The sequence below is a fragment of the uncultured Parasphingopyxis sp. genome (genome assembly GCF_937129435.1).
In the GTDB taxonomy this organism is placed as follows: Bacteria; Pseudomonadota; Alphaproteobacteria; order Sphingomonadales; family Sphingomonadaceae; genus Parasphingopyxis.
The window spans coordinates 34,589-48,373 of record NZ_CAKZNF010000082.1; the positions used below are offsets into that span (position 1 = coordinate 34,589).

The following is a 13,785-nucleotide window of genomic DNA, read 5'->3' on the forward strand; positions in this document are numbered from 1 at the left end:
GATGGCCGATGCGGACACGGCGGAGCGTCCCGATGCCGGTGCGGCGATGCGCGCCCTGGTCGAACGGACGATCCAGCGCAACATCAAGGGCCTCGAATATTTCGCCTCCGCCGCGCCGCCGGTCGGGCTGACGCCGAAGGAAACGATCCTCAAGCGCGGTACGCTTAACCTCTATCACTATAAGCCGCTCGCCGATGAGCTGTACCGCGTGCCGGTGCTGATGGTCATGGCGACGACCAATCGCGGCTATGTGTTCGACGTCTCCGAAGAACACAGTTTCGTGCGCTTCCTGCTCAATCAGGGCTATGACGTCTTCGTCATGGATTGGGACCATCCCCGGCCCGAAGAGAAGAGCCTCACTCTCGAAGATTACGCGCACCGCTTCATCGGTGACTGCCTCGCCCGCGTCCGGCGGGAGACCGGCGAGGAAGAGGTGACGCTGATGGGCTATTGCATGGGCGGCGTGCTCTCGACCATCTACGCGGCCACGCATCCCGACGAAAAGCTCAAGAACCTCGTCTGCTTCACGACGCCGGTCGATTTCACCCAGATGGGGCTGTTCCGGCATATGGCCGATCCCGATCATTTCGATGTCGACCGGCTGATCGACGCGACCGGCAACATGCCGTCCGAAATGCTGGCGGCCTCGTTCGAAATGCTGCGCCCGTCGACCCGCATCGCCGGCCAGCGGACCTTGTGGGACAATATGTGGAACAGCGAGTTCGTCTCCTTCCACCGCAAGATGGAACGCTGGTCGAACGACATGCTGCCGCTGGCCGGCGAATATTTCCGTGAGACGGTGAAGAAGCTGATGTGGGAAAACCAGCTGCTGAAGGGCACGCTGGAGGTCGGCGGCAAGACCGCCGATATCGGCAGTATCGGCATACCGCTGTTTCACGCGGTCGCGCTGCACGATCACATAGTTCCCTATGAGGCGAGCAGGCATCTGGTTGCGCTGGCGGGCTCGAAGGACAAGACCGAAATCGTGTTGAAGGGCGGCCATATCAGCCTGATCGCCGGTCCCAATGCGGCGCGGCGGCTCTGGCCCACACTCGACGACTGGTTAGCCGAAAGGTCCGTTTGAATGCCCGAAAACTTTACCCTAGACGGCGCGGAATATGCGCTGAGGCCGATGACGCCCGACGAAAAGGCCGCACTTTTGCGCTTTGCCGAAGCGCTGCCGCCGCACGACCTGCTGTTCGTCGCGCGCGACATCACCAAGCGGCCCGTGGTCGATGCCTGGATCGCGCAGGAGGAAGAGGGATCGATCGCAACCATGCTCGCCGAACAGGATGGCGAGCTCGTCGGCTGCGCGGCGCTGGTCCGCGATCCGCTGTCCTGGTCGCCGCATGTCGGCGAGGTGCGGGTGCTGGTGGCTGAAAAGGCGCGCGCCCATGGGTTGGGCCGCCGGCTGATCGAGGAGACGATGCGCGGGGCGTTGGACAAGGAGCTGACCAGGCTCATCGCCCGCATGACGCCCGATCAGAAAGCGGCGATCACGGTGTTCGAGGAAATGGGCTTTTCCGGCGAAGCGCTGCTGAAGGATCATGTCCGCGATGCCGACGGCACCTATCACGACATCGTCATCCTCGCCTGCGATGTCCCCCGCGTCGCCGCGCAGATCGAAGCGATGGGGATCGGCGAGGACGGCTGAAGCCGCTGTCTTTCGAGAAAAATGGAGCGGGCGAGGCGATTCGAACGCCCGACCCCAACCTTGGCAAGGTTGTGCTCTACCCCTGAGCTACGCCCGCTTAAGCGCTCTTTGCGTCTAACGGCCAAATCCTGCCGTCCGGTAAAGAGGCGGCGCAGCTAGCATGGGTTTTCGGAAGGGGCAAGGGGAATTGGGGAAGGTTTGATTTGTCAGACCTCGCCTTCGGCTCGGCGCCGCACCAGCCCCCTCCCCCACCCGGCCTCCCATCCAGGATACACTCAGTGGGAGGCCGGGTGGGGGGAGAGGGCTGGTGCGGCGATTTTCCGTGAGGAAAATTCTGACAAAATGAATTCTTGCCCCACTGGCCCCCGGTTCCCGCTGCCGCTACCCTCGCACCCATGGTCAAGCTCAACAAGATTTACACACGCACCGGCGATGCCGGCGAAACCGGGATCGTCGACGGATCGCGCATTTCCAAGGCCGATCCGCTGATGGCGGCGATCGGCGATGTCGATGAGGCGAACAGCGCGATCGGCGTCGCTTTGCAACGTGTCGAGGATGACGATGTGCGTGCGATGCTGGGCCGGATCCAGAACGAGCTGTTCGATCTTGGTGCCGATCTGGCGACTCCGGCAAAGGACGGCGAGGACGCCTTTGCGCCCGACGAGATGACGTTGCGGATCACGGCGGCGCAGGTGTCGCGGCTCGAAGACGAAATCGATTCCATGAACGAGAAGATGGAACCGCTGTCGAGCTTCATCCTGCCGGGCGGCGCGGGCGGAGCAGCGGAATTGCTGCTGGCGCGGGCGACGATGCGACGGGCCGAGCGGGCGGCGGTCGCGGCGGCGCAGGGCCGCGCGCTCAACCCGGCCGCCATGGCCTATATCAACCGGCTGTCGGACCATCTGTTCGTCGCCGGGCGGCTGCTCAATGCGACCCGTGGCGGCGACATTCTCTGGCGGCCGGGCGCGACCCGCTAGCCATAATCGCCCTTGCACGGATTTATGTTCGTGATATGTTCCGCATGACGGAGGCGCGACGCGATCATCCGCCGGCGTCATAAGACTTTCAGAAATATCGCTATGTTGAACCAATTGAGGGATCGCGAATTATAAGATGGAAGGCGGGCGCGGGTGGCGCACTATCGGCAAACGGCCATGGTGGTTGACCGCAGTGCCTTCGATACCGATGCTTGGGAGCGACTCATGGCCACGCGCGCTAAATCCGAAACCGAAAGCGGCGATCTCGCCGCGCGATATGCCGATGTCCGCGCGCTGAGCGTCGGCCTTGCCGAACCGCTTTCCGATGCCGATGCGACGGTCCAGTCGATGGAGGACGCCTCGCCGGCGAAATGGCATCTGGCGCATACGACATGGTTTTTCGAAACCTTCGTGCTGCGCGATCATGTAGCGAACTATGATCTTTACGACGCCGATTGGCCGTTTCTCTTCAACAGCTATTACGAGGCCGAAGGCGCGCGCCACACACGGGCGCGGCGCGGGATGATCACCCGGCCGACGCTCGACGAGGTGCTGGGCTATCGCGCGCATGTCGATGCGGCGCTCGCGGAGGTGTTGCCCGGTCTGGGGGAGAAGCCGCGCAAGCTCGTCGAGCTCGGCCTGCATCACGAGCAGCAGCACCAGGAACTGCTGCTGATGGATATCCAGCATCTGTTCGCGCAAAACCCGCTCGAGCCCGCAATGTTTGCCCCCGCCGCCAAGACACCGGGTGAGGCGCCGGGTCCGCTGCAATGGGTGGAAGGCCGTGTCGGCGAGACCGAGATGGGCTGCAACGCTGCCGTCGATGGGTCGCGCTTCGCCTTCGATTGCGAAGGGCCGAAGCACAAGGTGTATCTCAACCCGCATGCGCTTGCCGACCGGCCGATCACCAATGGCGAATGGATCGAGTTCATCGAAGCGGGCGGCTATCGCAGCCACGAACACTGGCTGATGGAAGGCTGGGCCTGGGTACAGGAGCATGGTGTCGAGGCGCCGCTTTACTGGCGCAAGGAAGACAATGGCCGCTGGTATCGTTTCGGCCTCGCGGGCAAGCAGCCGATCGATCTCTCCGCGCCGGTCTGTCATATCAGCTATTACGAGGCGGCGGCCTATGCCGACTGGACCGGCTTTCGCCTTCCGACCGAAGCTGAATGGGAGGACGCGGCGCGCGGCTTCGATCCCCATGCGGGCAACCAGCTCGATACGGCCTGCGAGGCGCGACCGCGCGCGGCCGCGCCGGGCGAAGGGCTGAAACAGATGTTCGGCGATGTGTGGCAATGGACCGGCAGCGCCTATCAGCCGCATCCCGGCTTCCGCGCTGCCGAAGGCGCGGTCGGCGAATATAACGGCAAGTTCATGGTCGGGCAGTATGTGCTGAAGGGCGGCTGCTGCGCCACGCCGCGCGGCCATATGCGCGCCACCTATCGCAACTTTTTCTACCCCCATATGCGCTGGCAGTTCGCCGGCCTCAGACTGGCGAGAGACCTTTAGACATGGCCGATACCGAAACCGATGCGGGCGTCGCCCCCGCCTTCCGCCAGGCCGTGCTCGACGGGCTTGAAATGCGTCCGCGCGCGATCGGTGCGCGCTGGCTATACGATTTCAAAGGTTCGGAGATCTTCGAGGCGATCACCGATCTTCCCGAATATTATCCGACGCGCACCGAACGCGGGCTGCTCGAAGCTTATTCCGGTGAGGTCGGCGAGGCGATGGGGCCGGGTCGCGCGGTGATCGAATTCGGTTCGGGCAGTTCGGCCAAGACGCCGCTGTTGCTCAGCCGGATCGATGCCGGGGCCTATGTTCCGATCGACATTTCGGGCGATTTCCTGCGCGAGTCCGCCGAAACGCTCGGCGAGCAATTTCCCGATTTGCCGATTCACCCGGTCGAGGCCGATTTCACCCATCGCGTGCCGTTGCCCGATGCGGTGAAGCCGATGGCCAAGCTCGGATTCTTTCCGGGTTCCACGATCGGCAACATGGTGCCGCCCTCGGCCGTCGACTTCCTGCGCGCGATGAAGCAGACGCTGGGCGAAGGCGCGATGCTCCTGATCGGGATGGACCGGATCAAGGATCCCGCCATACTCGTTCCCGCCTATGACGATGCCGCCGGCGTCACCGCCGATTTCAACCTCAACCTGATCGACCGGATCAACCGCGAACTTGATGGGACGATGCCGCGCGATGCTTTTGCCCACAAGGCGGTCTGGAACGATCCGCTGGCGCGGATCGAAATGCATATCGAGGCGATCCGCGACGTCGATTTCACGGTCGCGGGCAAAAGCTTCCACATGGACAAGGGCGAGACGATCCATACCGAGAACAGCCACAAATACGGCCTTCGCGACGCACGCATCCTGCTGCGCGCCGGCGGTTGGACGATGGTCCAGGAATGGACCGACGAAGACGGCAAGTTCGCGCTGATCCTGTGCGAAGCGCAGCCGGAACGCACGGCGCCGTAATTTGTCCGACCTTGGCTTTCGCCAATTCCGTCAGGAATTTTTCGACTAACTAAAGACTTCGCGCAGCGAAGGTGTCGCACGCCGCAGGGTCGCCGCTTTCCAGACCGCGCCGCAGCCAACGCATCCGTTGTTCGGACGAGCCATGGGTGAAGCTGTCTTCGACGACATAGCCCTGCGCCTGGCGCTGCAGCGTATCGTCGCCGATCGCGTTGGCGGCACGCATCCCTTCCTCGATATCGCCGGGCTCGATCCGGTCGCGGTTGCGCGCGGCCCAGACGCCGGCATAGCAATCGGCTTGCAGTTCCATCCGCACCTGCAACTGGTTGCCCTCGGTCTGGCTGGCGCGCTCCTGCCGGCGGCGGACATCGTTGGCGGTGCCGGTCAGATACTGGATATGATGGCCGACCTCGTGCGCGATGACATAGGCATAGGCGAAATCGCCGCCGGCCTGCATTTGCGTCTCCATCTCGCGGAAGAAGCTGGTATCGAGATAGATGCCGCTATCGGCCGGACAATAAAATGGTCCCATGCGCGCATCGGCGGCGCCGCAGCCCGAACTGTTCCGGCCCTCGTAGAAATTAAGCGTCGGCGCCGCATATTGCCGCCCCTGTTGCCGGAAGATCTGTCCCCAGGTCTGTTCGGTCGAGGTCAGGACGCGGCAGGCGAAGAGTTCGGCTTCGGTGTCGCAGGCCTCATTGCCGGACGATGCGGCCGTTTCGCCCACCGTCCCGCTGCTCGCCTGATCCACCGGCGCGCTCGAACATTGCAGGCCGCCGCTGAAGAGAAAATAGGCCGCCACGCCGATGACGATGATCACCCAGCCGAACTTGCTGCGAAGGAGCAGCGGAAGGAACTGGAACAGCATCCCGAGCCCGCCGCCACCGCCGCGAAAACCGCTGCGGAAGCCGCCACCGCTGCCACGCCCCAGATCGCGGGTGTTCCGGCTCGGATCGAGATCGTCGAGGCGCATGCGAAGTTACTCCCTGGCAATATGCCGATACAATGCGCCGTAGTGCTTGAGGTTGCAATTGCCGGAAGGACGCATGCCGAATTTCGTGCTTTGCCATCGAACTTCAGGCAGGATATTGCGTTGCACAATCATGGCCGATGCCGATCCCCATCTCCGCCCGGACCAGTCCGCGGCACTGCCGCTGCCCCCGGAAACGGTGCTGCTGTTGCAAGGCGGGGGCGCGCTCGGTTCCTATCAGGCCGGTGTGTTCGAAGCGCTGGCAGAGGCGAAGATCGAGCCGACATGGCTTGCGGGCATCTCTATCGGCGCGGTCAACGCCGCGATCATTGCAGGCAACCCCGTTGGCCGCCGCGCGGCGCGGCTGCGCGAATTCTGGGACACCGTCACGGGCGCGCTGCCGAGCTTTCCGGTTTGGCCGCAGGACTGGGTGCGAGAGGCGCTGCACGAATGGTCGGCGGGTTTCGTCGCGGCGTTCGGCGTTCCCGGCTTTTTCGCGCCGCGCATGATGCCGCCGATGCTGGCGAGGTCGGGCAGCGCACAGGCACTGAGTTTCTACGACAGTGCGCCGCTCGAAGACACCTTGAACGAACTGATCGACTGGGACCTGCTCAACGACGGCGCGGTGCGGCTCTCGGTCGGCGCGGTCAATGTCGAAAGCGGCAATTTCCGCTATTTCGATACCGAAAAGGAACGGCTCGACGCGCGCCATATCATGGCCTCGGGCGCGCTGCCGCCGGGCCTTCCGCCGGTCGAGATCGACGGCTGCCTGTGGTGGGACGGCGGGCTCGTTTCGAACACACCGCTGCAATATGTCCTCGATCAGCCGCATGACGACATGCTGGTATTTCAGGTGGACCTGTTTTCGGCCAGCGACGAAAAGCCCAAGACCATCATGGACGTCTGGGCGCGCGAAAAGGAAATCCGCTTTTCCAGCCGCACGCGCCAGGCGACGACGAGCTATCTCGAACACCGGACCAAGGACGCGGCGATCCGCGCCGTGCTCGAAAAACTGCCGCCCGAACTGCACGGCGATGCCGATGTAAAGGCGCTTGCCGCGCTCGCCGAGGAAAAGGCAGTCAACATCGTCCACCTGATCTACCGCGCCAATGCGTGGGAGGGCGGCGCGCGCGACTATGAATTTTCCCGCCGGACGATGCTCGAACATTGGCAGGCCGGCGCCGGTGCGGTCGCCGAAACGATGCGCCATGGCGAGATGCTGGCGCGCAATATCGTCGACGGACGCACGGCGGCCTTCGATCTCAATCCCCGTTGATAACAACCGAAAGCGAGTCGTTCCCATGTCCCTCAAAGGCAAAACCGCCATCATCACCGGCTCGACCTCGGGCATCGGTCTCGCCTATGCCAAGGCGCTCGCCGCCGAGGGCGCCGGCGTCATGATCAACGGTTTCGGAGACGCCGAAGCGATTGAGAACGAACGAAAGGCGCTCGAAGAGATGTCCAGCGCCAAGGCGCTCTATTCCGATGCCGACATGACCAAACCCGATCAGATCGCGGCAATGGTCGAGCGGTGCACTGAAGAGATTGGCACGCCCGATATCGCCATCGCCAATGCCGGCATCCAGCATGTCGCCAGGATCGAGGACTTTCCGCCCGAAAAGTGGGACGCGATCATCGGCATCAACCTCTCATCGGCCTGGCACCTGATGCGCGCGGTGGTGCCGGGGATGAAGGCAAAGGGCTGGGGCCGGATCATCTGCACCGCGAGCGCCCATTCGCTCGTCGCGAGCCCGAACAAGAGCGCCTATGTCGCGGCGAAATTCGGCCTCGCGGGCCTCGTGAAGACCATTGCCCTCGAAACCGCGCCGCACGGCGTGACCGTCAACTGCATCTCGCCCGGCTATGTCTGGACGCCGCTGGTCGAGAACCAGATTCCCGACACGATGGAATCGCGCGGCCTGACGCGCGATCAGGTGATGAACGACGTGCTTCTCGCCGCGCAGCCGACGAAGAAGTTCGTTCAGCCCGAGGAAGTCGCCAGCCTCGCCGTCTATCTGTGCGGCGACGCGGCCGCCTCGATCACCGGCGCCAACCTCTCCATGGACGGCGGCTGGACGGCGCAGTAACGTCCGGCGTCATGAAGGCACGGTTTTTCCCACTCATCCTGCTCCCGCTGGCGGCAACGGGCTGCGCGTACACGACCGGCGTCACGGGAACTCCGGCGGGATCGAACCCCGATCAGGTACTGCCGACCAACTGGCAGGCGATCGTGACGCCGAACGACCGGGACCGGATTGCCCGCTGGCGGCGCGCCTTTACCGAGGCGATTGCCGATGCGGCGACGGCCGGTTTCGCCAGTGATATCGCCGCCGAAGGGCGGTTGCTCGAACCCGACGCCGCGCTCGCCGATCCGCGTCCGCCGGCGGGGCTTTACAATTGCCGTTTCATCAAGCTCGGCAGCCAGGGCAGCGTGCCGCTTTCCTATGTCGCCTACCAGCCGTTCCGCTGCCGGATCACCGATCGCGGCGACACGATGCGGTTCGAGAAGTTGACGGGGTCGCAGCGGCCCAGCGGCACGCTTTATCCCGACAGCCGGCTCCGGATGGTCTTTCTCGGCGTGCTCGAACTCGGCGACGAGACGCGGGCGCACGTCTATGGGCGCGACGAGACGCGCGATATGGCGGGGACGCTCGAACGGATCGGCGACAATCGCTGGCGGATCGTCTTTCCCTATCCGCGTTTCGAATCGATCGCCGACATCCTGGAACTGACGCCGCTCGACTCATAGCGCCGCTTCGCTATGCTCCTGTGCAACAACACGGGAGATCCATTCATGCGTCGCATCCTTTACGCCCTGCCCCTGCTCTTTGCCGCGCCCGTCGCCGCGCAGACACCTGATGCGGTCGGCCAGGGGATCGAGCAGCAAATGCCCGAGCTGATGGAACTCTACCGCTATCTCCACCAGAACCCCGAACTTTCCTTTCAGGAGACCGAGACCGCCGCCCATCTGGCGGGCATGGCACGCGAAATGGGATTCGAGGTGACCGAGGGCGTCGGCGGCACCGGCGTGGTTGCGGTGATGGAGAACGGGCCCGGCCCGGTGCTGCTGATGCGCGCCGACATGGACGCGCTACCCGTGCGCGAACAGACGGGGCTGCCCTTCGCCTCCGAAGTGGTGGCGACGACCGATGAGGGGATCGAATCGCCGGTGATGCACGCCTGCGGCCATGACACGCATATGAGCGCCTGGGTCGGCGCGGCGCGGCAGCTTGCCGAAATGCGCGATCAGTGGTCTGGCACGCTCGTGGCGATCCTGCAGCCCGCCGAGGAACGCGGCGCGGGCGCGCGGATGATGCTCGAGGACGGGCTCTACGAACGCTTCCCCAAGCCCGATTATGCGATCGCCTTCCATGATTCCGCCTCGGCACCCGCCGGTACGATCGGCGTTGTTTCGGGCTGGGCGATGGCCAATGTCGACAGCGTCGACATCACCGTCCACGGCGTCGGCGGCCACGGCGCCTATCCGCACACGACGCGCGACCCGATCGTGCTCGGTTCCCGGATCGTCGGCGCGCTGCAGACGCTGGTCAGCCGCGAGGTCGATCCGCAGCAGCCCGCCGTCGTCACCGTTGGCGCGTTCAACGCCGGGACCAAGCACAATATCATCTCGGACGAGGCAACGATGCTGCTGACCGTGCGCAGCTATACCGACGAGGTGCGCGAGCAATTGCTGTCCGGCATCGAACGGATCGCGCGCGCCGAGGGCATGGTCGCCGGGCTGCCCGAGGATCGCTGGCCGACCGTGACCCGCCGCGACGAATATACACCCGCCGTGTTCAACACGCCCGAACTGACCGGGCGGCTCGAGCAGCTCTTCACCGCCCGCTTCGGCGAGGATCGCGTGCTGGCGGGCGAACCTGTGATGGGCGGCGAGGATTTCAGCCGCTACTGGCGCGCCGATCGCGACAATATCCAGTCGGTGCTGTTCTGGGTCGGCGGCGTGCCGCAGGACCGCTGGGAGGCGGCCGAGGCGGGCGAAATGGACCTGCCCTCGCTGCACAGCCCCTTTTGGGCGCCCGATGCCGAAGCCGTGATCTCGACCGCCAGCGAAGCGCTCGTCGTCGCCGCCCTCGACATCCTGCGCCCCGGACAGGCGGCCAGCGACTAGGAGGCTCTATGTCGGCCTTAGCTACACTCCTTCGGGTATCTCGTCCCAACTTTGGGGCGGATTTAGGCCGAGTGCGCGCACGCCCTCGGCCATCGGCCGCGTCTCATCGAAAATCAGGCGTCGCAATTCGGGGGGCACCGCTATCGGTGGGCTGGGATTAGGCGCGGCTTCGGCGCGCTCCATGCACGCGGGCTCGAATTCCAACCCGGCGGATCCGAGGATCTTGGTTACGGCCTTTTCGGGTTCAGCAAACATCGTTTCGGAAAATACGATGCACAACTCTTCGGGAGGAATCGTGTGGCAAATCCGCGCTATATGCGGAATGGCATAGCCGTCGGCGACCACATCGCGACAAAACCCCGATTGTTGCCCGGCATCCCAATCGGCGAATTCAAGCCCGTGTCGGGCGACCCGGTGTTGCAGCCCTGAAAGCGCTCGCCGGTACGGGTCGCGCAACAACAGCACGAAGCGGCGTCCGGTGGCGACCGACATCATTCGCCTCAGACCGGAAGTCGACAGCTTGTGATAGGCAGGCGTGGTGTCCAGGCACCAGTCGCCGGGACCGGGCGCAAACTGATCGGCATACCATGCATCGCTTTCCCCGAACCGGTCGATGAAATTTCGCACACGGCGCAGCTGCTCCAACAGGCGCTCTCGCTGGCCGGCTCCCGGTGCCATGGCCAGAGAGTTCTCGATCCGTGCCGCATGCCATTCAAGCCGGGCAAAACGCTTTGCGTGCCGATTTGAAGTGGCAAGATTTGAAAATCGACGCGCGTCGGACGGCCCGATATCGACCCAGTCGAAATAGTGTACTTCCTTGATCCGGTCGAGCGCGCAGACCATCCGGCTGTGGCGGCTCAATCGCTGGTGGAGCCAGGTCGTGCCGCTGCGCGGCATGCCGATGATGGCGAACAGGCGTTGGAGGATGGCAACCGGCTCCCGGCTTATGGCGGCGGACGTCCATGGCTTCATCGCGCAGCGTTGCGCGCCCGTCCAGAATTTGTAGCGAAGCAATCGAGAATTCCTGTTTGCGCGCAGATCGTTGACTCTTGGCAGTACGTGCGCGTTATGCGGGCGAAGTGTCATCCAGCCGGAGCAAGAATTTGAGCGATCCACCCGCCGGACCGGAAGAGCGCGCGCAGATGGCGCAGCTGCGCGCGCTGGCCGATGACGGGGACTGGCCGGCGTTCATCGCCGCGCTCTCGGCCGATCACTCTGACCGGCTCAAGCGGATCGGGCGCACGCGCCTTCGCACGGCGCTGCTCCAGTCCGGCCAGGACGCCACCGATGCAATTGCGGGCGCGCTGACGCCGGAGGCGATTTTGGGGCTCGGCCTTCCGATGCACGAAGTGCGCGGTTTTGCCGAGGCGCTGATGCAGTCGCGCGATCTCGACTGGCTGCTGACGCTGCTTACGGCCACGGCGAAGATTGCACCGGACGATCCCGCCGTGGCGGGGCTGCAAATCTGCATGCTGGGGCGTCTCAAGAAGACCGGCGCGATCCGCCAGGTCCTTCGCGAACGGCCCGGCGCCTTCCATGATATCGAAGCGCTGCTCTATGCCAGCGACCATGTCCGGCTGAAGAATACCGAACATGAGCGGTTAGCCGATTATATCGAGGACCTTCCCGGCGACAGCAGTTCGGCCCTGCGCCTGCGCGGCATCCGCTGGCTGTACCGCGTCGGCGAAGTCGACCGCGCCGAAATGATCGCGCGCCGCTATCACGGCAATGCCGAGGTGAGCGACTTCGACTCGATCCTCAATATCCTGACCAATGCCCCGCGACGTGCTCCCCGGCTCGTGGAATCGGCTGTCTCACCGGAAGTAGGCATCGGCCATAGCGAGGGCGATCGGGCTGCGCTGATCTTCTTCGGCGGGTTCGTCACACCCGGCGGGGGCGGCGGGCAGAGCGGCATCATGGACCGCTATATCGGCGACCTCGGCCTGACGCTGATTTCGGTCAACGATCCCACGCACCTGCTGTGTCTCAAGGGCATACCGGGCATTGCCGATACGATCGCGGAATCGGCGGAAGCCTTGCGCCGGCTCGTTGCGGACATGGGCCTCGAAAAGATCTACACGATGGGCGGATCGGCCGGAGGATTTCCTGCCGTGGTCTATGGGCTGCATCTCGAAGCGGAGGCGGCGCTGCTCTTCGGCTCGCCGACCGATTGCGGGCCGGGCAACAGCCATATCGACTTCCGCTCGCAAGTGGTTGCGCGTAAATTGCAGCGCAATTTCGACAATGCGACGCTCGACATGGTCTCCTGGCTCGACCGGTTCGACTATGCGCTGCCGATCACGCTCTATTACAGCGCCGGGAACAAGATCGACGCCTGGCATGCGCAACGGGTCGCGGACCGGCCCCATGTCCGGACAGTCGTGCTTGAGGGCGAGGCCTCGCACCAGGTAATGATCGAGGCGGCGCGCGGGCAGACGCTCGGCGAAGTGTTCAGGAGCGGTCTCTCGCTGCCGCCTAAGGAGAAGCGGGAAGCCGCTATGCGTTGACGGGGATTTCCGCCTTGACGTGATGACCGCCCTGTTCCTCGTAAAACGTCTTTCGCCGCTCTTCGTCGACCAGCGCGGCGAAGGTGTCGTGATCGATCTTCTCGCCCTTGTAGAGGACATGGTCGAGCGGCGCGGCGTCGGGATATAGCCGGTCCATGTACGAATTCATCCGGTTCATCGTCCGGGTGTCGGTCATGGTGATATCGGTCGGCCGGGCGTGCAGCGTGATGTTCTGGTCCATAAAGACGATCTGCCCGTCCTCCCAGTCGCGCGTGTATATATATTCGGGCTTGTTCAGCAGCGACCAGAGATGGTCGCGATAGGCGAGGCTGTCCTTCTTCGACATGCCGCGGAAATGGCTGAAGCAATGGCTGGGGAAGCGGATGCCCTTGCGGCCCGTCGCCGTCTGGTCGAGCAGCGGGTTCTCCATCTCGGGTAGCGGCACCGTATTGTAGCGGATGATCTCCTTTTGTGAATCGATCAGGTCGCCGCCCAGTTCGCCGCCGTCCCAGGCCCAAACCGAATGAAGCTCGTCGACCATCGATTTGTCTTCGTGGTTGAGCGCTTCATAGGCGGGCGCGGTGCACAGGAAGACCGTCTGGCTGTTCTTCGAACCCCACAGGCTCATCAGGCCGACGACGCGCTGGCTTTCGTGATAGCTTTGCTGGTCCGAATGCCAGTCGAGCTTGCCGTTGGTGAAGATGCCGGTGGGCTTGCCCTTCTCGTTCAGGATCGGGCTGACTCGCGACATCCCGCCCTTTTCAGCAAAGCCGTCGACCGCGTTCGAGATATGCCCGAGGTTGAGCAGCAGGCTGCGCCAGTGCTTGCCCGACAGCTTCCGCTCGCCGACATAGCGATGGATGATTGCCCGGCACGGCTGGCCCCAGAGCATGTGGATGGCGTGGAGCCGCTCTTCCGATACCTTGTCGTCGACGAAGACGACGCACTCATGCGCGACGAGGCGCCCGAGTTCGGTGCACTGCTCGTCATCTTCCAGATCGATATCCGTCACCTGGACGGCATTGTTCAACTGCACGATTTTCATGTTCGATCCCCCGAATCCGGTCAAGGCGC

Annotated in this window: 13 protein-coding genes and 1 tRNA gene; 10 read left to right on the forward strand and 4 right to left on the reverse strand. The window is 63.9% G+C overall.

Going from position 1 to position 13,785, the window contains the following annotated elements:
* Position 1 precedes the first annotated feature (1 nt).
* Positions 2–1,084 (forward strand): alpha/beta fold hydrolase, encoded by a 1,083-nt coding sequence (locus Q0139_RS13075; RefSeq protein ID WP_298022756.1) that lies wholly within the window; start codon positions 2–4, stop codon positions 1,082–1,084.
* Entirely contained in the window at positions 1,085–1,654 is a 570-nt protein-coding gene (locus tag Q0139_RS13080) for a GNAT family N-acetyltransferase (RefSeq protein WP_298022759.1), read from the forward strand.
* 22 nt (positions 1,655–1,676) lie between these two features.
* On the opposite strand, the gene Q0139_RS13085 is transcribed toward Q0139_RS13080, so the two are convergent.
* A tRNA-Gly gene (locus Q0139_RS13085) sits at positions 1,677–1,751 on the reverse strand.
* Between the two features lie 298 nt (positions 1,752–2,049).
* On the opposite strand from Q0139_RS13085, the gene Q0139_RS13090 reads away from it, so the two are divergent.
* The 3 genes from Q0139_RS13090 (at position 2,050) to egtD (ending at position 5,108) form a co-directional block, all read left to right on the forward strand.
* Positions 2,050–2,631: a cob(I)yrinic acid a,c-diamide adenosyltransferase gene (locus Q0139_RS13090; protein ID WP_298022763.1), complete on the forward strand. Its 582-nt coding sequence runs from the start codon at positions 2,050–2,052 to the stop codon at positions 2,629–2,631.
* A gap of 225 nt (positions 2,632–2,856) precedes the next feature.
* On the forward strand, positions 2,857–4,140 hold the full coding sequence (gene egtB, locus Q0139_RS13095; protein ID WP_298022765.1) for an ergothioneine biosynthesis protein EgtB: 1,284 nt from the start codon (positions 2,857–2,859) through the stop codon (positions 4,138–4,140).
* Between the two features lie 2 nt (positions 4,141–4,142).
* Positions 4,143–5,108 (forward strand): L-histidine N(alpha)-methyltransferase, encoded by a 966-nt coding sequence (gene egtD / locus Q0139_RS13100; RefSeq protein WP_298022768.1) that lies wholly within the window; start codon positions 4,143–4,145, stop codon positions 5,106–5,108.
* Positions 5,109–5,157: 49 nt separating this feature from the next.
* Here egtD and Q0139_RS13105 read toward each other — a convergent pair whose 3' ends face one another.
* A complete protein-coding gene (locus Q0139_RS13105) occupies positions 5,158–6,078 on the reverse strand; it encodes a neutral zinc metallopeptidase (RefSeq protein ID WP_298022771.1) in 921 nt (306 codons plus the stop codon).
* A gap of 130 nt (positions 6,079–6,208) precedes the next feature.
* Between Q0139_RS13105 and Q0139_RS13110 the strand changes: the two genes are divergently transcribed.
* From Q0139_RS13110 to Q0139_RS13125, 4 genes are read left to right on the forward strand one after another with little or no spacing between them, the layout of a single operon-like run.
* On the forward strand, positions 6,209–7,351 hold the full coding sequence (locus Q0139_RS13110) for a patatin-like phospholipase family protein (protein ID WP_298022774.1): 1,143 nt from the start codon (positions 6,209–6,211) through the stop codon (positions 7,349–7,351).
* Positions 7,352–7,376: 25 nt separating this feature from the next.
* Positions 7,377–8,162, forward strand: a complete 786-nt coding sequence (locus tag Q0139_RS13115) for a 3-hydroxybutyrate dehydrogenase (RefSeq protein ID WP_298022777.1) — start codon at positions 7,377–7,379, stop codon at positions 8,160–8,162.
* Between the two features lie 11 nt (positions 8,163–8,173).
* Positions 8,174–8,824, forward strand: coding sequence for a DUF4893 domain-containing protein (locus Q0139_RS13120; RefSeq protein WP_298022780.1), 651 nt, complete (start codon positions 8,174–8,176; stop codon positions 8,822–8,824).
* Positions 8,825–8,869: 45 nt separating this feature from the next.
* On the forward strand, positions 8,870–10,204 hold the full coding sequence (locus Q0139_RS13125) for an amidohydrolase (protein ID WP_298022783.1): 1,335 nt from the start codon (positions 8,870–8,872) through the stop codon (positions 10,202–10,204).
* Positions 10,205–10,225: 21 nt separating this feature from the next.
* On the opposite strand, the gene Q0139_RS13130 is transcribed toward Q0139_RS13125, so the two are convergent.
* Positions 10,226–11,290 carry a sulfotransferase gene (locus tag Q0139_RS13130; protein ID WP_298022786.1) on the reverse strand — a complete coding sequence of 355 codons (1,065 nt, stop codon included), beginning with the start codon at positions 11,288–11,290 and terminating at the stop codon, positions 10,226–10,228.
* Between the two features lie 17 nt (positions 11,291–11,307).
* Between Q0139_RS13130 and Q0139_RS13135 the strand changes: the two genes are divergently transcribed.
* Positions 11,308–12,711 (forward strand): hypothetical protein, encoded by a 1,404-nt coding sequence (locus tag Q0139_RS13135; protein WP_298022789.1) that lies wholly within the window; start codon positions 11,308–11,310, stop codon positions 12,709–12,711.
* Here the strand turns inward: Q0139_RS13135 and Q0139_RS13140 are convergent.
* Positions 12,701–13,780 carry a TauD/TfdA family dioxygenase gene (locus tag Q0139_RS13140; RefSeq protein WP_298022792.1) on the reverse strand — a complete coding sequence of 360 codons (1,080 nt, stop codon included), beginning with the start codon at positions 13,778–13,780 and terminating at the stop codon, positions 12,701–12,703. The genes Q0139_RS13135 and Q0139_RS13140 overlap by 11 nt on opposite strands.
* Positions 13,781–13,785 lie beyond the last annotated feature (5 nt).